The organism is Bartonella sp. P0282 (assembly GCF_048452985.1).
GTDB lineage: Bacteria > Pseudomonadota > Alphaproteobacteria > Rhizobiales > Rhizobiaceae > Bartonella > Bartonella choladocola.
Genome location: NZ_WTFO01000002.1, coordinates 471412 through 490283, shown reverse-complemented (window position 1 = coordinate 490283; position 18872 = coordinate 471412). Strand labels below are relative to the sequence as shown.

The 18872-nt window shown below is 45.8% G+C and carries 14 protein-coding genes; 7 read left to right on the top strand and 7 right to left on the bottom strand.

What is annotated here, in order from left to right; all coding sequences use genetic code 11:
• Nucleotides 1–156 precede the first annotated feature (156 nt).
• From GQS64_RS07430 to glpX, 4 genes are all read left to right on the top strand, one after another.
• A complete protein-coding gene (locus GQS64_RS07430; RefSeq protein WP_077992274.1) occupies nucleotides 157–504 on the top strand; it encodes a hypothetical protein in 348 nt (115 codons plus the stop codon).
• A 61-nt stretch (nucleotides 505–565) separates the two neighbouring features.
• A complete protein-coding gene (locus GQS64_RS07425; protein ID WP_198231143.1) occupies nucleotides 566–1759 on the top strand; it encodes an LL-diaminopimelate aminotransferase in 1194 nt (397 codons plus the stop codon).
• Between the two features lie 3 nt (nucleotides 1760–1762).
• Complete coding sequence (locus GQS64_RS07420) at nucleotides 1763–3079, top strand: homoserine dehydrogenase (protein WP_077992271.1); 1317 nt, start codon at nucleotides 1763–1765, stop codon at nucleotides 3077–3079.
• 171 nt (nucleotides 3080–3250) lie between these two features.
• Nucleotides 3251–4240, top strand: coding sequence for a class II fructose-bisphosphatase (glpX, locus tag GQS64_RS07415; RefSeq protein WP_077992269.1), 990 nt, complete (start codon nucleotides 3251–3253; stop codon nucleotides 4238–4240).
• A 688-nt stretch (nucleotides 4241–4928) separates the two neighbouring features.
• Here glpX and GQS64_RS07410 read toward each other — a convergent pair.
• The 4 genes from GQS64_RS07410 to GQS64_RS07395 all read right to left on the bottom strand — a co-directional run bounded on the left by GQS64_RS07410 (nucleotide 4929) and on the right by GQS64_RS07395 (nucleotide 13365).
• The gene (locus GQS64_RS07410; protein WP_198231142.1) at nucleotides 4929–6038 is read right to left on the bottom strand and encodes a branched-chain amino acid aminotransferase; all 1110 of its coding nucleotides are present in this window, start codon (nucleotides 6036–6038) and stop codon (nucleotides 4929–4931) included.
• A 1072-nt stretch (nucleotides 6039–7110) separates the two neighbouring features.
• A complete protein-coding gene (locus GQS64_RS07405) occupies nucleotides 7111–10188 on the bottom strand; it encodes an SPOR domain-containing protein (RefSeq protein ID WP_198231141.1) in 3078 nt (1025 codons plus the stop codon).
• Between the two features lie 186 nt (nucleotides 10189–10374).
• Nucleotides 10375–12132, bottom strand: coding sequence for an arginine--tRNA ligase (gene argS / locus GQS64_RS07400; protein ID WP_198231345.1), 1758 nt, complete (start codon nucleotides 12130–12132; stop codon nucleotides 10375–10377).
• Between the two features lie 30 nt (nucleotides 12133–12162).
• On the bottom strand, nucleotides 12163–13365 hold the full coding sequence (locus GQS64_RS07395) for a deoxyguanosinetriphosphate triphosphohydrolase (protein ID WP_198231140.1): 1203 nt from the start codon (nucleotides 13363–13365) through the stop codon (nucleotides 12163–12165).
• 96 nt (nucleotides 13366–13461) lie between these two features.
• Between GQS64_RS07395 and GQS64_RS07390 the strand changes: the two genes are divergently transcribed.
• Together GQS64_RS07390 and GQS64_RS07385 are read left to right on the top strand one after the other, a co-directional pair.
• The gene (locus GQS64_RS07390; RefSeq protein ID WP_077992261.1) at nucleotides 13462–13788 is read left to right on the top strand and encodes a HesB/IscA family protein; all 327 of its coding nucleotides are present in this window, start codon (nucleotides 13462–13464) and stop codon (nucleotides 13786–13788) included.
• 86 nt (nucleotides 13789–13874) lie between these two features.
• Nucleotides 13875–14933 (top strand): hypothetical protein, encoded by a 1059-nt coding sequence (locus GQS64_RS07385; RefSeq protein ID WP_198231139.1) that lies wholly within the window; start codon nucleotides 13875–13877, stop codon nucleotides 14931–14933.
• Between the two features lie 312 nt (nucleotides 14934–15245).
• Here GQS64_RS07385 and thrS read toward each other — a convergent pair whose 3' ends face one another.
• The 3 genes from thrS to GQS64_RS07370 all read right to left on the bottom strand — a co-directional run bounded on the left by thrS (nucleotide 15246) and on the right by GQS64_RS07370 (nucleotide 18122).
• The gene (gene thrS / locus GQS64_RS07380) at nucleotides 15246–17225 is read right to left on the bottom strand and encodes a threonine--tRNA ligase (RefSeq protein ID WP_198231138.1); all 1980 of its coding nucleotides are present in this window, start codon (nucleotides 17223–17225) and stop codon (nucleotides 15246–15248) included.
• A gap of 122 nt (nucleotides 17226–17347) precedes the next feature.
• The gene (gene yidD / locus GQS64_RS07375) at nucleotides 17348–17680 is read right to left on the bottom strand and encodes a membrane protein insertion efficiency factor YidD (protein ID WP_246798518.1); all 333 of its coding nucleotides are present in this window, start codon (nucleotides 17678–17680) and stop codon (nucleotides 17348–17350) included.
• Nucleotides 17681–17684: 4 nt separating this feature from the next.
• A complete protein-coding gene (locus GQS64_RS07370; RefSeq protein ID WP_077992255.1) occupies nucleotides 17685–18122 on the bottom strand; it encodes an iron-sulfur cluster assembly scaffold protein in 438 nt (145 codons plus the stop codon).
• 123 nt (nucleotides 18123–18245) lie between these two features.
• Here GQS64_RS07370 and folE point away from each other — a divergent pair, with 123 nt between their 5' ends.
• Nucleotides 18246–18866 (top strand): GTP cyclohydrolase I FolE, encoded by a 621-nt coding sequence (folE, locus tag GQS64_RS07365; protein WP_077992254.1) that lies wholly within the window; start codon nucleotides 18246–18248, stop codon nucleotides 18864–18866.
• Nucleotides 18867–18872 lie beyond the last annotated feature (6 nt).

The window sequence follows — 18872 nt, the reverse complement described above, 5'->3', positions numbered from 1 at the left end:
GACGATTCACTTTTGAAATATATGTTACTTTAACCACACAATTCACCGAAAACAACAAAACCTGACGAATATCGTTCAACATCTCTTGACGTTGGCTTCATGATAATCTCATGATAGGTGAGACTTTTATCATAGCGACGGGAATATAGAAGAAAGATGAAGATGCCCTTCAACAAAATGCAAAGTGTTGTTCTGACTTTGGTCGCGATTGCAGCTATGGGCTGTGCTCGCAGTGCCGAATTTACAGCACCGGAACAAGCTGGGGCATCCCACTCGGATATATATCCTCGTTTTTCCAATAAACCCAGAGCTGCCACAAAACAGTTTTCGGAAGCTGAAAAACAGTCTCTAACCGAAAAACTCGATTCCGAGGCAACCGCTCTGAAAAAAGTCCCTGGTCCCACTGCAAACAGCGCGTCCAAACTTGCAAAAGCCAAAGATGATGCCCGCCGCGAGGCCGAAGAAACAGTTCGTCAAATCGAACAAAGTGGCAAACAGGATTAGTCATGTATATGCCACTGATTTATCAACAACTTTAACTTCAATTTTTGAACCGGATTAGAAAATGTCGGAAGAATTCCATAAAATTCGTCGTTTGCCGCCTTACGTATTTGAACAGGTTAACCGCCTGAAGGCTGCGGCGCGAGCGAAGGGAGCCGACATTATCGATTTGGGAATGGGAAATCCCGATTTGCCGACGCCGCAAAACATTGTTGATAAGCTTTGCGAGGTTGTTCAGGATCCACGAACACATCGCTATTCGGCTTCACGTGGCATTCCCGGATTAAGAAAAGCGCAGGCCAAATATTATGAACGCCGTTTCGGTGTAAAGCTCGACCCCAATACGCAGGTCATTGCGACACTGGGTTCCAAGGAAGGCTTTGCCAATATGGCTCAGGCTATAACTGCACCTGGTGACGTTGTTTTATGCCCGAACCCGACCTATCCGATTCATTCATTCGGTTTTATTATGTCTGGCGGTGTCATTCGTTCCATGCCTGCATTTCCGGGTGAAGAATTGTTGCGTGCTCTTGATCGTGCCGTCAAACATTCGATTCCGAAACCGATTGCCGTTATTCTGAATTATCCTTCCAATCCGACGGCTTATGTTGCCGATCTCGATTTTTATAAGGAAGTTGTCGATTTTGCTAAAAAGAATGACATCATCCTGCTTTCCGATCTTGCTTATGCAGAAATCTATTTTGGCGACAAAGAACCGCCGTCAGTTTTGCAGGTGCCGGGTGCTATTGATGTAGCCGTGGAATTTACATCCATGTCGAAAACCTTTTCAATGCCTGGCTGGCGCATGGGTTTTGCTGTCGGCAATGAGAGATTGATTGCCGCCTTGACGCGCGTCAAATCATATCTCGACTATGGAGCTTTTACGCCTATACAGGTTGCGGCTGCCTATGCTTTGAACGGTGACGGCTCGGATATTGCTTATGTCCGTTCTGTCTATAAAAAACGCCGTGATGTTATGGTCGAGAGTTTCCATCGTGCCGGTTGGGATGTACCTTCGCCGGAAGCAACAATGTTTGCATGGGCACCAATTCCTGAGCAATATAAACATCTTGGGTCGCTGGCTTTTTCCAAACTTCTCATTGAGAAAGCCGACGTTGCTGTTTCTCCCGGTATCGGATTTGGCGAACAGGGCGATGATTATGTACGTATTGCGCTTGTCGAAAACGAACACCGGTTGCGGCAAGCTGCGCGTAACATCAAGCGCTTCTTTTCCGACGAGAAAAACAAGGCAGCCTGACGAATGGTAAATGCGTTGAAGATCGGCATTGTCGGGCTTGGAACCGTTGGAAGTTCTGTTGTCCGGATATTGAAAGAAAAACAGGACTTGCTGACCAAGCAATGCGGCAGACCTATCGAGGTTGTTGCTGTAAGCGCGCGTGACAGAACACGCGAACGCGGGATTGATCTTCAAAACATAGAGTGGGTTGATGACCCGTTGGTTCTCGCTGGAAGTAAAGATATTGATGTTTTTGTCGAATTGATTGGCGGTGAAGAGGGGATAGCACGTTTTTGCGTTGAAGAAGCGCTCAAACGCGGTCATCACGTCGTTACCGCCAATAAGGCTTTGCTTGCACGCCATGGTGTGGCGCTTGCGAAAATTGCTGAAAAAAAGGGTGTTTTGCTGAATTTTGAAGCCGCCGTGGCGGGTGGAATTCCGGTCATCAAAGCAATGCGCGAGTCGTTATCCGGCAATAGCGTTTCGCGGGTTTACGGGATATTGAATGGAACATGTAACTATATCCTGACCCGTATGCTTGCCGAAGGGATTTCTTTCGAGGAATGTCTTAAAGAGGCGCAGATACTGGGCTATGCGGAGGCAGATCCGACTTTCGACATTGAAGGGTATGACACTGCACACAAGCTTGCATTGTTGACCAGTCTGGCATTCGGTTGTGTCATATCGGTCGACGACATTTATGTCGAAGGAATCAGTAATATTTCGCTTGCCGATATTCATGCAGCCGATGAACTCGGTTATCGTATTAAACTGTTGGGCGTGGCTGTGAAAACCGACACCGGTATCGAACAGCGTGTTCACCCGACAATGGTACCAACTTCAACCGTTATTGCCCAGGTTCAGGGCGTTACGAATGCTGTTTCCATCCAGACCGATCTGTTGGGAGAATTGCTGTTGTCGGGGCCGGGGGCCGGTGGGAATGCAACTGCATCAGCCGTTATTGGTGATATTGCAGATATAGCGAAATCCCATCCCGGTTTTCAGCACGGGCCGGTTTTTGGAACACCTGCCCAAGCACTTGCGCCCTATAAACGTGCTCGCATGCGTGCTCACGCGGGAGGCTATTTCATACGTTTGACGGTAACGGATAAAATCGGTGTTTTTGCAAGTGTTGCAAAACGGATGGCCGAGAATTCGATTTCACTGGAATCGATTGTTCAGCGGCCGCTTGCCGAAAATGTGCAGCCCAATACTAAAAACATTGTCCTCGTCACTCATGAAACGACCGAGTCGTCGGTACGTAAAGCGTTGATGTCGATCATGGAAGATGGACATCTTATAGATAAGCCGCAGATGATCCGCATTGAACGCCCGAATTAAAGGCCGTTTTTTGCGTTTATTTTGTTTATTATCACTTATGTTTCAATAATAATTTATGAATTGATCGTATGCCCTCTTGCGGTAAAGCGGAGTCTTTGCGAAAAGGCTATACTATAACGTTGAAAAACAACGTTGGTTTTTCTTTAACAATTATCCGGTGGGATTAATCATATGTCGAACTCGGCTGACCATACATTACATGGACTCAATCGTATTTTAACACTTGAGCTGGTTCGCGTAACCGAGCGTGCAGCGGTTGCCGCAGCACGCATTCGGGGATGCGGAGACGAAAAGGCAGCCGATCAAGCCGCCGTTGACGCAATGCGTAAAGAATTGAACCGTTTGCCGATCGACGGAACTGTTGTTATCGGCGAGGGCGAACGTGATGAAGCACCCATGCTTTATATCGGTGAAAAGGTTGGAACCAAGGAAGGACCGGCTGTTGATATTGCATTGGATCCTTTGGAAGGTACAACAATCTGCGCCAAGAACTTGCCGAATTCGCTTGCTGTTATTGCAATGGCGGAAAAAGGCAATTTGCTTTATGCGCCGGATGTCTACATGGAAAAAATTGCTATTGGACCGGGTTATCCCAAAGGGATCGTCGATCTTGATGCAAGTCCGGTTGACAATATCAATGCTCTCGCCAAAGCGAAAGGCGTGAAGCCCAATATGATTACCGCTTGTATTATGGATAGACCACGCCACGCCAAACTTATAGAGGCCGTGCGCACAACCGGTGCCTCGATCCGTTTGATTGGCGACGGTGACGTTGCAGGTATCATCCACACGACAGATCCGGATGAGACAGGCATCGATATTTATATGGGCATTGGCGGCGCACCAGAGGGTGTTTTGGCTGCGGCGGCACTTCGTTGTATTGGCGGACAAATGCAAGGGCGCTTGCAGTTGAATACTCAGGAAAAAATTGACCGTGCGGCCAAGATGGGTGTTACCGACCCGCACAAAGTTTATGCGATGGAAGAAATGGCAAAAGGCGATGTTCTTTTTGCCGCGACCGGCGTAACAGATGGTAACCTGCTTTCAGGTGTGAAATTTGCAAAAAATTATATCCAGACGGATACAATCGTCATGCGCTCACACAGTGGGACAATTCGCAATATCATTGCTCGCCATCAGGATATGACAAAGTTTGATTGATTTTCGTGATTTTCTAAACCGGTTTTGCCGGTAGTTGCGAAATTATGATTATTTTTAAAGCGCGTTTTCAAAATAGAACGCGCTTTTTTATTTTTCTGGATAGTCAGGAATCCGGTTGAAGTAGAGCGTTATACGATAGGGATAGACTATAAGTGGACTATTGTTTGATGATTAAAAACGAAGCGCGTTTTCTACCGGTCAGATAATATCTTCCGAATGCGCTTTATATTTCTCTCTATTATTCTTGCAAAAAGAAGAGGCCTGAAAAGAGTTCACTTAAAAAGTTTTTCAGATTTATTATATCCACTCCAGCAGACATACAAAACCGCGTGGTTTAAAGAAAACACGAATAGCATCCATCCGGAAAATTGTTATTCACGTTTATCGGGAGAGTTTTAACGCTCGTAAACAACAGACGATATAACATACGGGCTTCGTTTTAACTTAAATTCCGTATCTCTCGCGATCAGCTAACGGTTATCGGGAAATATCCGAATGGAGAACCGCGTGAAACGTGTTCATTCATGGTCGGGAATAAAAGTTATGAAAAATACATGACCCCAACGTTACATTGTCGAACGATCGAAGCCGCTTAAAGCATATGAGCTAACGGAAATACCGCAAGTTTAGTAAAGAGAAACAAAAAAAGTGCAGCCTGATAAGGCTGCACTTTCAATTAAATGTATAATCAATCAATTTTAACAGTCTTTACCCAGCCGTAAGGATCTTTGGCTTCACCTTTTTGGATATGGATGAGCTGTTCACGTAGATTCTGGGTAATTTCGCCGCCATTTCCATTACCAATGACAGTTTCACCGCCTTCATATTTGAATACTCCGATCGGCGTTATCACGGCAGCGGTACCACATGCAAAAACTTCCTTGAGGTGGCCACTTTTTGCATCCTTTTTCAAATCGTCAAAGGAATAACTGCGTTCTTCCACCTTCATTCCGTTGTCTTTGGCAAGTTGCAAAATCGACTTTCTCGTAACACCGTGAAGAATCGTTCCGTCAAGTTTCGGTGTAACGAGCCGATTGTCGTCCATGACAAAGCATACATTCATGCCGCCAAGTTCTTCGATCCATTTACGCTCGACCACGTCGAGAAAAAGAACCTGATCGCAGCCGTTTTTCTCGGCATTAATCTGGGCGAGCAAGCTTGAAGCGTAATTGCCACCGCATTTTGCTTCACCTGTTCCGCCAGGGCCGGCGCGGCTGAATTCGGTATCAAGCCAAACGCTGACCGGTTTTGTGGTACCGCTTTTGAAATAGGAACCGACCGGAGAAGCAATAACACTGAAAATATACTCGTTAGCCGGATGGACGCCCAAAAATGCTTCATTTGCGAACATGAACGGCCGTAAATAGAGACTGGAATCAGGTGTTTCGGGAATCCAGTTCCGGTCGATCTTGACAAGCTCGTTGATGGCGGCAAGAAATACATCCTTATCAAGAGGAGGCATTGCAAGCCTTATAGCGGAATTATGAAAACGTTCAGCGTTTGCCTCAGGGCGGAAAAGAAGAATGCGGCCATCATGTGCACGATAAGCCTTGAGGCCCTCGAAAATTTCCTGCCCATAGTGAAGAACAGCACTTGCCGGATCAATCTCGAAAGGCTTGCGAGCGGTGATGACCGCATCATGCCAGCCTTTTCCGGCTGACCATTGCACCACTGCCATGTGATCGGTGAACACCCGACCAAATCCAGGATTCTTCAATAGGTCCGCACGCTTTTCTGCACTGAGCGGATTGGGATTTTTTTCAATTTTAAATGGAAGAACAGTACTGGAACCTGTCATGACAATAACCTTTTGAAATGTATGTTCATCTTATTGCTCTTTTAACAATTGGTGATTTCTGCAAAGCAATAAGGTTTGAACATTAGAGTTTATTCGGCACAGGTGTCAACGATTTTAGAACAGTTGTCACGTCCGGGAACAACATTGTGAAACGTTTTTATAAGTGCACATTAAATAATGATTAAAAACAGCAAGGGAACACAACAATAGTCCATGCGTTTAAGGGATACAGAAATCATCATAGCCCGTGAGGACTATTGTTCTTATCTCTAAATTGAACTTTTAGTTCTCATGAATGAAAGCCTCTCTCAATGTCAGACAACAAGACCAACAGTATAATTACGCGCTTGTTAGCGTTTCTAACGAACCGTATCCTGATAGAAGCTTTTGCAGTTTTTGCGGTTACAACATTGTTTACGTGGGCAATATTTACTGCGACCGTTCTCGTCAACTGATGAACACGTTGATGATTGTATCAAACATGTTTGCTCCATTGTCACAACGCTTCCTTGGACGGCTTGTCTGTTATATGCTCGAACATGTTTTACACAGAAATCGGGACGCTATCCACGTCAATTCGGTACGATATTTTTCGGCTGATAATCAGAATAAATTTTTATAAGATTTAATTTTTATAATTTTACAATCAAGAAAATAGCATACAATAATATTACGGATGTAACCAGTATAAATATATTAATTTATTCATAAAAAATACACGTAAAATTGATAATGAATTATTTATATGAAATTTTATTTAATTAATTAAAATAGCGTTCTCAATTTGATAGAAAAATATAGAAATTTGGTTTTATATCAGATTCATTATTTATTTTAATATAAATAATTCTCATATATTACAATTGTGAATTATTAAATGATTATATTATGTGATGAATACCTATCATTTATCTGTATGTATTAATTGATTTTTATGAGTAGCCGATAAAAGACAGCAGTCCGGATTACGGAGCGCCCAGTATAAAAATCCATACCGTCCGTTGAAAAAAGCGTAAACTTAGAAAACGTCTGGCGGCGACGGAAAATAGTTGCGGTGACAATAGACCCGCTATTATTTTCCGACAAAACAGCTTCCGTTTTGGCTCTTTATCTTATCACAAAGACTTACTGCATCATCACGCGGACCTACTTGTATTCTGACGCGATAATAAGTGCCTTTACCGGGAATGGAAGCCGGTTGAATACTTAAAGGTAATGATCCGATGAGCGAGCCGAATAAGCTCTTGGCTTTATTCATTGACGTTGTAGCCGCTTCCTGAGTGGGTTGTGAGGCAATCTGGACGTAGTAGCCGCCTGAGCCAACGCTCGCTGTCACGGGAGCAGTAGTTTTCGGCTCTGACGTTTCTAACGGGCGAGTGGGTGTTTTTGGAAGAGCTGGCGGAGATTGTCGGGGCGTTTCTGCGGTGATGATAGGTTGCGCCTGTTGTTGACGCTTGGGACTGTTTACTGTGTTGATACCGTTTAAAACGCTTTCACTGGTTAGTGAACCGGTTTGTGAATTGTCACCATTATCATCAGGCGTTCCGTGATTGGACTGTGCATCTTCATTGATAATCTTGGTCAGTTCGGAATCAGCTGCCGACATGCCGGATTCGGAAGAAGCCGTACCATCGGAAGAGGCTTGCTCCGTCCCGTTTTGGGCGTTTGCTTCTTTATCGTTTATTGTTGCGGAAGAACTATCCTGTTTTTCGGCTGTATTTGAACGCGGACTCGGAGTGATTGTACCGTCAGGATTGACTACAACGGATTGAACTTCTCTGGTCGGGACGCTCTGATTTGAAGCCGCAGTAATTGCATCTTCCACGTTTGACGGGTCGGCATATGTATCGACGCCGTCCGGTACATCATTTAATGCAGTCAAATCTTCCGGCGTTTCGGAGTGGTCGACCAGTTTATCCTGATTGCCTTCAGAGCCATTTTGACCGTTCGCCTGATTATAAACGTCCTGATTGTTTTGTGTTTCGTTAGTCGTGCCGGTTTGTTCTGCCTGTACTTTATAAGGCGAATCATCCGCATGTATGACGGTTGAAGCGCCACCGCCTTGCGATGGCATAAAATACTTCATTGCCGCATAGCCGCCGCCAAGTAAAATAAATAAAGCAACACCGCCGATCGTTAATTTTCGTGCAAAGGATTTTGGTCTGTTTTGGTTTTGCAGTCCTTCCAACGCCGCATTTCCTGCAAGCAAAGCTTGTTCGCTTCCATCATAGGGAACGTTCGGCTGGGGTAGCGGGTATTGCCCCTGAAGAGTTTCGCTGGCGTTTTCAGGTTCACGGGTTTTATCCTGTCCATAACCGGATTGAGCATAAGCTTCTGCGAAAAAATCATCCTGTTCTTGGGGGGTATTCGTGGCTTCCTGTTTGTTGCCTACGCTGAATACATCGGCAAATTCACTCTCTAACGCATCAGCCGATTGTGCCGGTTCTTCAGCAGGGTAGGGAATCTCCGGCACATCGACCGGCTCTGTTGTTTCCACTATTTCATCTGCAAATTTATAAGTATTGACGTCTGGTGGCTGGTTGGCATCATTTTCGCCAGAATTTTGCGCAAACGCCTCTTCGGAAGCAGGGTAGGAGGTGTTAACCCCATCATTTTCTTCAGCCGGTTGAGGATAATCCGGATTTGGATTTAATGCTTGCGTATTTTCCGCAGCCTGTTCACCGGTTTGAGCATAGCGGGTTTCCGAATTTACGCTTTGCATAAACTGTTGTTCGGTTTCCTGAGCTTCTAACGGTAAATGTGGAATATCTGCTACGTCATTCACCATATCCGGTTGAACATCTCTTGATTCTGGCGAAGCAACAGGAGACGGGGCTTCATGGAACGGGGGATTGACGATAGCATTTTCGTCTGCCGACAAGTCCTCAAGGCCGAAGGGATCAGCGCTTTGCGGTCTAGCATCCGGAGCGGCAGCCGGTTCAGCATGATGTAAACCGCTATCCGGTGGTACATTTTCGCGCAAAGGGTGACCGTCGTTCGCAAACACATCATCAAATCCGAACGGATCGTCCGAATTTAAAAAATCGGTTTCGGAGCCGGTTTGGTTTTGCTGCGGAGGTTCGTAAGGTAAAGGCGCAGCATTGGTTGCACGGCTCTCACTATAAGTGTTGGCAGAATAGGGCTTATTTTGCTCGAATTGACTTCTATGTGTTTGAAACTGCGGATCATTGCCGCTGGTTTCTATATTCGGGAGTGAATTCAAATCACCCGAATATTGGTGATTTTCGACCGGCGGGTTTACAGCCTGTCTGACCGGATCGTTATAATGTGAAGTAGACGGTGCAAGATTTTCAGCCGCATTTTGCGAGCCGAAATGTTCTCCGGATGTAGGAAGCGGGTCATTAACGAGAAGGTTTTCGAGTTCTTTGTCAAAACCCATTTCATCGAAAATAGGATCCCGACGAGCCGTTTGTTGAACTGTTGTCTGGTCGTTGGTATTCTGCTCAGGCAGTTCTTGTGAAAAATTATGCACAGGTACCGGTTGAGAAAGCTCGTTCGGCGAATTTAACGGTTGTCCAAAACGCGTATTCTGGAAACCTGATGTAGTTTGTTCGGGAACAAAATCCGGGCTATTCGCAACTCTTCCATATTGGGCTTGCTTATCAAAAGTCGGATTTACCGGATTAACCGGCTGCGACGGCTCGTTTCCAATCGGAAGATCCGGTAAAGTGTCCAAGTCAATATCGGGAAAGCCTGCAGGCGGCTCTATCGGCGCACCGGTAGCACGAGCCTGCGGGGTAAACGATGGCATGTCATAAAGTTCGTTAAAAGGAAGATCAGGTTCCTGTTGGCGAGGTGCAGGCGCGGAATCTTCAGCCTGTGGCAGAAAATCAAGATCATCATTATTTCGCGCGGCAGTGTTCCTGTCATTTGTCAGTCCACTTGCCGGCCGTGAGCTGGTAACTGGAGGTTGAGCGTCAAGAAAAGACAAACCGGCATCATCCGCACCGCTGTTCTGGGGGTGTTCAGATGGGCCTGTCTGCACAGTGGATGTTACCGGTTTGCGAGTCGGACTATCACCATTCGCATTAAAGTCCAGATTGAACAAGCGCGTAAGTTCGAGAAGCGGGTCTTTCTCTTCTGAAGCCGGTCGTTCCGGACGGGGGGCATTGCGATCATTGTCGGTCATAGTTTTTCCCACATAGTCGGTTACGCAATCTGGTATTTATTGCATTCCGCCAGACATTAAGCTCATTCATCTTAAAAATCTGAAATTCTGCTTTAATATCATAAATATACGTTAGATAACCTTAACACAAGACATAGTTACAAAGCCCGTCTGGAAAGTCTCTTTATCAACGCATTTCCACCGGAATCAACGCATTTCCACCGGAGCATCAACACCAATAATGCCCAAGCCGGATGACAGAACATCAGACACAGCCTGAATGAGGCCGAGTCTTGCTAAAGACAATTCTCTATCGTCAAGCTTGATAAAACGTAAATCCTCATTTTCTGTACCTTTGTTCCAATGTCCATGGAAAAAAGAGGCAAGATCGTAAAGATAAAACGCCAATCTGTGCGGCTCGTAATTCAATGTAGCCTGTTCGACGATACGTGGATATTCCGCCAATTTCTTGATTAAAGCAATCTCTCCGGCATCTGTCAATTTTTCGAGATGCGAAACCAGTTCCTCCCGTTGGAAATTCGACAGATTAAGGAGTTCTTCTGCTTTCCGGAAAGTGGAATGGCATCGTGCACACGCGTATTGGACATAAAAGACCGGATTGTCTTTGGACTGTTCTGTAACTTTCGCAAAATCAAAATCAAGCGGAGCATCGCTTTTCCGATAAATCATCATAAAGCGCACAGGATCCCTGCCGACTTCGTCGACAACTTCACGGAGAGTGACAAAAGATCCGGCTCTTTTTGACATAACCACCGGCTCGCCATCGCGGAAGAGCTTTACCAATTGGCAAAGAAGCGCTGTCAATTTGGCTTTTCCACCTGAAATAGCTTTGGCGACCGCTTGTAGCCTTTTTACATATCCACCATGATCTGCACCCAATACATAAATCATTTCATTGAACTGACGTTCAAATTTATTGCGGAAATAGGCTACATCGGCAGCGAAGTATGTATACGAGCCATCCGATTTGATTAATGGTCTGTCCTGATCGTCACCAACTTCCGTCGAGCGAAACAGTGTCTGTTCACGATCTTCCCAATCTTCCGAAACCTGTCCCTTCGGCGGCGGCAATGTTCCCTTATAGACATATCCTTTCAATGTCAGATCATTGATCGTACTGCGTATCGCTTTTGCATTATCGGCATGCAAAGTTTTTTCAGAGAAAAACACATCATGATGAATATTGAGTGCAGCAAGATCATCGCGGATCATCTGCATCATTGCATCAACCGACCGTTCTTTTATGAGTGGCAATCGCTCCTCTTCCGGCATTTCCAAAAGCTTGTTGCCAAATTCTTTTTTCAGTGCCTCGCCGACAGGGACAAGATAATCGCCGGGATAAAGCCCTTCGGGAATTTTGCCTATCGTTTCACCAAGTGCTTCCCGATAGCGCAGGAAAACAGAATTCGCCAATACATCAATCTGACCGCCCGCGTCGTTGATGTAATATTCCTTTACAACGTCATGTCCTGTAAAAGAGAGAAGGTTTGCAAGCACGTCACCAACAACTGCCCCGCGACAATGTCCGACATGCATGGGGCCGGTGGGATTGGCCGAAACGTATTCAATGTTGACTTTTTTCCCCAATCCAAGCTTTGTGCGGCCGAAATTGCTACCCGATTTTACGATGGTTTTTAATACATTACGCCAAAAATCGTCAGTCAGCCGGAGGTTGATAAAGCCAGGACCCGCAACATTAACAGATTCAATATCATCGTCCGCTTCCAGAAGAGATACAATTCTTTCTGCCAGCGCTCGCGGATTGCAACCGACAGATTTCGATAGAACCATTGCCGCATTCGTCGCCAGATCACCATGTGACGGATCGCGCGGAGCCTCGATGGCGACCCTGCTTAAATCAAGTGGCTGACCATCTTTTGCTTTAATATCAGACCGCTGAAGCAATTGTTTAATTTTTTGCTCGAACTCATTAAAAATATTCATCATCGAAATCCGTGTTGTTGTCACCTTCGTTTAGGACAAATAAGTTGCGCGGTCAAACAATCGTCGATATTCGCGCAGTGCATAATTATCGGTCATTCCTGAAAGGAAGTCGGAGATCACTCTTGCGCGACCGTTGTCACTTAGATCAATTGTCGTTTTAAACCACTCTTCCGGCATTGCATTCGGATGTTCGTAATAAAAATCGAACAGGCTTGAAACAATTTTTTCGGCTTCGTTGCGTCGTTTCCAGACATATTCGTGATGATAGAGATTATCATAAAGAAATTGTTTCAGTTTTTTTTCGGATTTGGTCATAAGCGGAGAGAATGCGACAAGTTGGTGATCTGCACCATGGACGTCGTCAATAGTGTGAGGTGCGAGCTGATGGATGAGGTCCAGAGAATGTTTTATAACGTCTTCCACCATTGCGGTTATTTGGCGTCTTACAAGTTCATAACCGGTGCGGGTTCGGTCCAGATTCGGAAATTCGTTTTTGATAAGACGCAGGATGTCACCTGACAATTCGACATTTTCAAGTTGCGTAAGGCTTAGAAGTCCGGATCGCAAGCCATCGTCAATATCATGGGCATTGTAGGCAATATCATCAGCTATAGCCGCACATTGGGCTTCAAGACTGGCAAATTTATCAAGTTCCAGATTTTGAATCTTGTTATATTCGGCCAAAGTAACAGGGATAGCAGAATTTTTTGCGTAAGGTCCGGAAAGTGGGCCGTTATGTTTGGCAAGTCCTTCGAGAGTCTCCCAGGTAAGGTTCAAGCCATTAAACTTCGGATAACGATGTTCAAGTCTGGTAACGATGCGCAAGCCCTGCGCATTATGGTCGAACCCGCCAAACGGTTGCATCCTGCTGTTTAAAGCATCTTCACCTGCGTGACCGAATGGTGTATGACCAAAATCGTGAACGAGTGCAATGGCTTCTGCCAAATCTTCATCAAGGCGCAATGCACGAGCCAAGGCGCGGGCAATTTGTGATACTTCGATTGTATGTGTTAGACGTGTGCGGTAGAGATCGCCTTCATCGGCGATGAATACCTGGGTTTTATGCTTCAATCGACGAAATGCATTTGAATGGATGATACGGTCGCGATCGCGTTGGAAAGGTGTTCTCGTCGGACTTTCCGGCTCATAAACCAGACGTCCACGACTTTTTGCCGGGTCACTGGCATAAGGCGCACGAGAGTGGTAACCAAAGCCTATATCTTCTATATCCATTGTAACTTGTCCAATCGAGACCTAGATTCAGATGTAAATATCTTTTATCTGATATTCAGGTTTACGAAAACAGTCTATAGCAAGGAAGTGTTGATAATGGGTGTTGTAGTTACAGAATCAGCGGTCAAACGCATAGCTCGTATTCTGGCCGGTGAACCTGACAAGACGGCTTTGCGGATTTCCGTCGAGGGAGGCGGTTGTTCCGGCTTTTCTTATAAATATGACCTTGTCAACGAACCGCCCGCAGAGGATGATTTGGTAATTAAAAAAGACGGTGCCACAATATTGATAGATTCGATGTCTCTACCTCTCATGGATGGTTCGGAAATCGATTTTGTCGATAACCTTTTGGGACAAGCATTCAAAATCAATAATCCCAATGCTGTGTCCTCATGTGGTTGCGGTGCCAGCTTTTCAATATAGCCGGACAAGCGGATAAAAGTGACACTCGATTGCTTTTACCTAATTCATAACACCAACGACTTGAAGCTGCTGACAGTTAAAACCAGATGACGTTTCTACTCCGCTCAAAGCAAAAAACTACGATCACCATTCTGGCAAGTCTTGTTGCTTTGGCAGAAGCTTTTGGCATGTCTCATGCCTGTGCCGAAGAAAAACAGCACGAATTGAATTTGACGGCACCCGAACCGCAACATCATGAGAATAAATTCAAACCACAGGCCGCGCCTAAAGGAGAAAACCCGCCAACCAATGTTCCCCAACCCGCAACCGGCGCGCCATCTCAAAGCCAATCTTCAAGCGAGACTGAGCAACAAAAGGCCAAACTTGATCTCAATGCGAGATTGACAGATAAGGGGATGGACATTTCACGCGGGCTCGTTTGGCGTATTTTTGAACCGATTTATGGAGTGGATAATAAATTACCACTTGTCGCTTCTTCCCAAGGGGGAAGTGCACATTTTGCTCTCGACCCCGGAAGCTATATTGTCCATGTTTCATTCGGGAATGCGAGTGCTATGCGACGCGTAACGGTGAGTGCGGCGCAACAACTGTCGGAAACTCTGGTTCTGGATGCCGGAGGCTTGAAGCTTAATGCGACCATGCCGGAAGGTAAAATCAACCCGCAATATTTACGTTTCTCGGTTTATTCGGACGATAGTGAAAATGACGATACCTCACTTATTCTTGCAGATATTAAACCGGGAAAAGTCATAAGGTTGAAAGCGGGTAGCTATCATATTGTATCGAATTACGGAACGGCTAACGCCATTTCCAGATCCGATATTAAAGTTGACGCCGGCAAGATAACCGAAGCCACAATGCAACATCACGCGGCACTTGTCACTTTGAAACTTGTTCGCCAAGAGGGTGGAGAGGCTTTGGCCGATACGAGTTGGTCAATTACCAATGACTCTGGCGATATTATCCGCGAAACGGTGGGTGCATATGCAACTCTTGTATTGGCCGAGGGTGATTATGTCGCAATTGCAAAAAACAAAGACCAAATCTATCAAAAAGAGTTTTCGGTTTCTTCCGGCCATGATCAGGATGTCGATCTCGTTACAACTGCGCCGCCCCAACCGCCAATTGATGATTCGATGGATTGACGGAACGCTGTCAGCAGGTGATAGCCGGATTTGGCAATAAAAACGATTATTATCATTAAATAATTTGAAAAACAGCCGCTCAATTGAACAGTCCGGCGTCACGTTTGGTCTCTGCCAAGTTTTGAATTAATTCTTGCAATTTTTCTTCACAGAAACGTTGAAATCAATGTCACACCGGTTAACCTGATACCTGACGCTGTCAGACAATCGGGTTCAGTCGAGTTTTTTCGGCGGGAATAGTTATGGCAATCTATCAAGCTGTAAAAAAATCTGGCAGGTCATGTTTTACCTGCCAGAAATTCATTGAGACAATTAATCTTCTAGCGCATTGCGGCGAATATCGGGAGGCGTTGCTTCCTCTTTAAGGTCGGCGATCACCTTTTCAAGACGTAGAGACACTTGTTCCTGACTCCCCAGACGGCGCATATTTACCGAACCGTCTTCGGCTTCGCGTTTCCCGCAGACCAGAATGACCGGTACTTTTTGTAGCGAGTGTTCGCGTACCTTATAGTTGATCTTCTCGTTTCTAAGATCCGATGTTGCCAACAAACCGGCGGCTTTGAGCTTTTTGACGACTTTTTTGGCATAGTCATCGGCTTCCGATGTAATCGTGGCGACAACAACCTGAAGGGGAGCAAACCACAACGGCAAATGACCTGCATAGTTTTCAAGAAGAATACCAAGAAAGCGTTCCATTGATCCGCAGATTGCACGGTGGATCATAACCGGCTGACGTTTTTCTGAATCTTTATCGATGTAGAAAGCACCAAAACGTTCCGGAAGATTAAAGTCTACCTGTGTCGTTCCGCATTGCCATTCACGGCCGATCGCATCTTTCAATGTATATTCAAACTTCGGCCCGTAAAAAGCACCTTCACCCGGCAGGATTCCGGTTTTGATACGACCGTTCGATTTTTCCTCGATTGTGCGCAAAACCTCCGCCATGACGCTTTCGGCGTGATCCCATAATTCGTCCGAACCAACGCGTTTTTCAGGTCGTGTCGACAATTTTACGGTAATTTCGTTGAAACCGAAATCGGCATAAGTGCTTAAAATCAGATCATTAATTTTCAAACATTCATCGGCGAGCTGTTCGTCGGTACAGAAAATATGGGCGTCGTCCTGCGTAAAGCCGCGCACACGCATCAAACCATGCAGCGAACCGGAGGGTTCATAACGGTGAACAACACCGAATTCTGCAAGGCGGATAGGTAGTTCGCGGTAAGACTTCAGACCGTGCTTGAATATTTGCACGTGGCCGGGGCAATTCATCGGCTTCAAGGCATAAACGCGGTCGTCGTCCGCATCGTCACCTGCGGGCGTTACCTTGAACATATTTTCTTTATACCAACCCCAGTGCCCTGATATTTCCCATAAAGACTTGTCGAGAACCTGAGGAGCATTGACTTCCGAATATCCCTGATCGTCAAGGCGGCGGCGCATATAGCTTACAAGATTCTGGAACATCCTCCAGCCTTTTGCGTGCCAGAAGACAACGCCCGGACCTTCTTCCTGAAAATGGAACAGATCCATTTCTCGACCCAAGCGACGATGGTCGCGTTTTTCGGCTTCTTCCAGCATATGAAGATAGGCTGCAAGATCCTTCTCATTGGCGAACGCGGTTCCGTAAATACGGGTCAACATCGGATTGTTGGAATCACCCCGCCAATAGGCTCCGGCGACCTTCATCAATTTGAATGCATTGCCGATCTGGCCTGTCGATTGCATATGAGGCCCGCGACAAAGATCGAACCAATCCCCTTGATGATATATCTTAACGTCTTCGTTTTCCGGAATTGCGTCAACCAGTTCGACCTTATAGAGTTCGCCTTTATCCGCGAAAATCTTTTTGGCTTTTTCGCGCGGCAAAACTTCCTTGGTAAATTTTGCATTGCGCTTGATGATTTCGTGCATTTTCTTTTCGATAACCGGCAGATCTTCAGGCGTAAATGGCTGGTTACGGGCAAAATCATAGTAAAAACCATTTTCGATAACCGGACCGATTGTGACCTGTGTTCCAGGAAAGAGTTCCTGTACTGCTTCGGCTAGAACGTGTGCACAGTCGTGACGAATAAGAGCAAGTGCGCGCGGGTCGTCACGTGTAATAATCTCTATCGAGCCGGATTGTCCGAGTGGATCCGACATGTCACGTAAAACGCCATCAAAGCTGTATGCAACAGCATTTTTTGCCAGTGATTTTGAAATGGATTGTGCGAGTTCCAATCCGGTCATATCGGCGGGATAATCGCGTTTTGAACCGTCAGGGAAAGAAATGGAAACGGTGGAAGACATAAAATTACTCCTAATCCAGTCCCGCCAACGAATGCGGGTGGGGGTGTTGATTGCTCCGGTTGATGACAACAAAGCGGTTTAATGTCTGGTCTTTTATGTTTTCTTTTGAAAAAAAGAAAGTCCTATTCATGTTTCTTTTGCGCAATTTTCCAATAACGCCATGGTGTATACCAGTGATAGGTTTCATCGAGATGTGTCGGAACAGGATCAAAGCCGTGGGTTCCGAACGGTCCGCAACGCATAATGCGAAATAAACCCATCCACGAACCAGCCCACAAGCCATATCTTGCAATTGCTTCAAACGTATATTCGGAACAGGTGGGCAAATGCCGACATTGGTTGCCGATGAATCCTGAAAGCGTGAGCTGGTAAAGGCGAACCAGTCCGGTTCCCAAAAGTCTTCCCGGTGTTTTGCGCCAGACTCCTGAAAAATTGCGGCTTTCCGACTTCGTCATTCTGTCACTCTTTGTTGCGGGCTTCGATCTGGTCAATGCAATCAACAACGGCATCGAAAGTCAGCATAGTGGACGGCTGGCGGGCTTTATAGTTTTTTATCGGTTCAAGGCAGGCAAATTCGGCAAATTTTCCGGTTGGTGCAGGACCATTTTCTGTAAGCATGAGCCAGACAGTATTGCGTAAAGAACGCAGTTCTTCACTCGTCGAGCCGATTATATGACTTGCCATAAGTGAAGAGGAAGCCTGCCCCAATGCGCAAGCGCGCACGATATGCGCAAAATCTGTTACAATGCCGTTTTTCATTTTTAAATCAACTGTTACGGTCGATCCACAGATTCGGGAATGTTTTTGTGCCGTCGCATCGGGAGCGTCAAGACGGCCAATTTTATCGATATGCGCCGCAAACCCTAGAATTTTATCGTTATAAATTTCGTCAATCATATTTTGTTGCTCGAAAAACAACCTGTTTTTTATGAACTTACTTTGATTCTGGATATATGTGTCTATATAGGTGTAGTCATTATAACTACCAAGTTTTCTTTGGCGGTAAATCGGAGTTCATTTATGCAATCCCTTCAAAAAAGTCCGAGCGTTGAAACTCATCAAATTGCGAATAAGCGTCCAAGCCGTGAAGAGGCTGAAGCAGCAGTGCGTACTTTGCTCCTCTGGGCGGGCGAAAATCCCGACAGGGAAGGGCTTGTCAACACGCCAAAGCGGGTCGTTAAAGCTTATGAAGAGATGTTTTCAGGCTATAAACAATCCGCAAAAGAAATTTTAGGAACAGTCTTTGATGAGGTGTCCGGATATAACGATCCCGTTCTTATCAAGGACATTCCTTTCTATTCGCATTGTGAACATCATATGGTGCCGATAATAGGGAAAGCGCATGTCGCCTATATGCCTGATGGTCAAGTCGTGGGGCTGTCGAAAATACCGCGTGTTGTAGACGTTTTTGCAAAACGCTTGCAAACGCAGGAAAGTATCACCGCAGAAGTTGCCGACGCCCTTTATCAATATTTAAAACCTCGCGGTGTGGCTGTGCTCATAGAGGCCGAACATATGTGTATGGCCATGCGCGGCGTCAAAAAACAGGGGTCAACCACTATTACCGCCACATATCGGGGAGCCTACAAGGATAACGTCGAGGCGCAGGTCAATTTTGTCAAGATGATACGCAATCTTTGATTTTAG

What these genes read in the sequence shown, in the direction of transcription:
- GQS64_RS07430 (WP_077992274.1), top strand. Translation starts at nt 157, where the DNA reads ATGAAGATGCCCTTCAACAAAATGCAAAGTGTTGTTCTGACTTTGGTC.
- GQS64_RS07425 (WP_198231143.1), top strand. Translation starts at nt 566, where the DNA reads ATGTCGGAAGAATTCCATAAAATTCGTCGTTTGCCGCCTTACGTATTT.
- GQS64_RS07405 (WP_198231141.1), bottom strand. Translation starts at nt 10,188, where the DNA reads ATGACCGACAATGATCGCAATGCCCCCCGTCCGGAACGACCGGCTTCA.
- GQS64_RS07420 (WP_077992271.1), top strand. Translation starts at nt 1,763, where the DNA reads ATGGTAAATGCGTTGAAGATCGGCATTGTCGGGCTTGGAACCGTTGGA.
- GQS64_RS07390 (WP_077992261.1), top strand. Translation starts at nt 13,462, where the DNA reads ATGGGTGTTGTAGTTACAGAATCAGCGGTCAAACGCATAGCTCGTATT.
- yidD (WP_246798518.1), bottom strand. Translation starts at nt 17,680, where the DNA reads ATGACGAAGTCGGAAAGCCGCAATTTTTCAGGAGTCTGGCGCAAAACA.
- GQS64_RS07395 (WP_198231140.1), bottom strand. Translation starts at nt 13,365, where the DNA reads ATGGATATAGAAGATATAGGCTTTGGTTACCACTCTCGTGCGCCTTAT.
- GQS64_RS07385 (WP_198231139.1), top strand. Translation starts at nt 13,875, where the DNA reads ATGACGTTTCTACTCCGCTCAAAGCAAAAAACTACGATCACCATTCTG.
- GQS64_RS07370 (WP_077992255.1), bottom strand. Translation starts at nt 18,122, where the DNA reads ATGATTGACGAAATTTATAACGATAAAATTCTAGGGTTTGCGGCGCAT.
- thrS (WP_198231138.1), bottom strand. Translation starts at nt 17,225, where the DNA reads ATGTCTTCCACCGTTTCCATTTCTTTCCCTGACGGTTCAAAACGCGAT.
- argS (WP_198231345.1), bottom strand. Translation starts at nt 12,132, where the DNA reads ATGAATATTTTTAATGAGTTCGAGCAAAAAATTAAACAATTGCTTCAG.
- folE (WP_077992254.1), top strand. Translation starts at nt 18,246, where the DNA reads ATGCAATCCCTTCAAAAAAGTCCGAGCGTTGAAACTCATCAAATTGCG.
- GQS64_RS07410 (WP_198231142.1), bottom strand. Translation starts at nt 6,038, where the DNA reads ATGACAGGTTCCAGTACTGTTCTTCCATTTAAAATTGAAAAAAATCCC.
- glpX (WP_077992269.1), top strand. Translation starts at nt 3,251, where the DNA reads ATGTCGAACTCGGCTGACCATACATTACATGGACTCAATCGTATTTTA.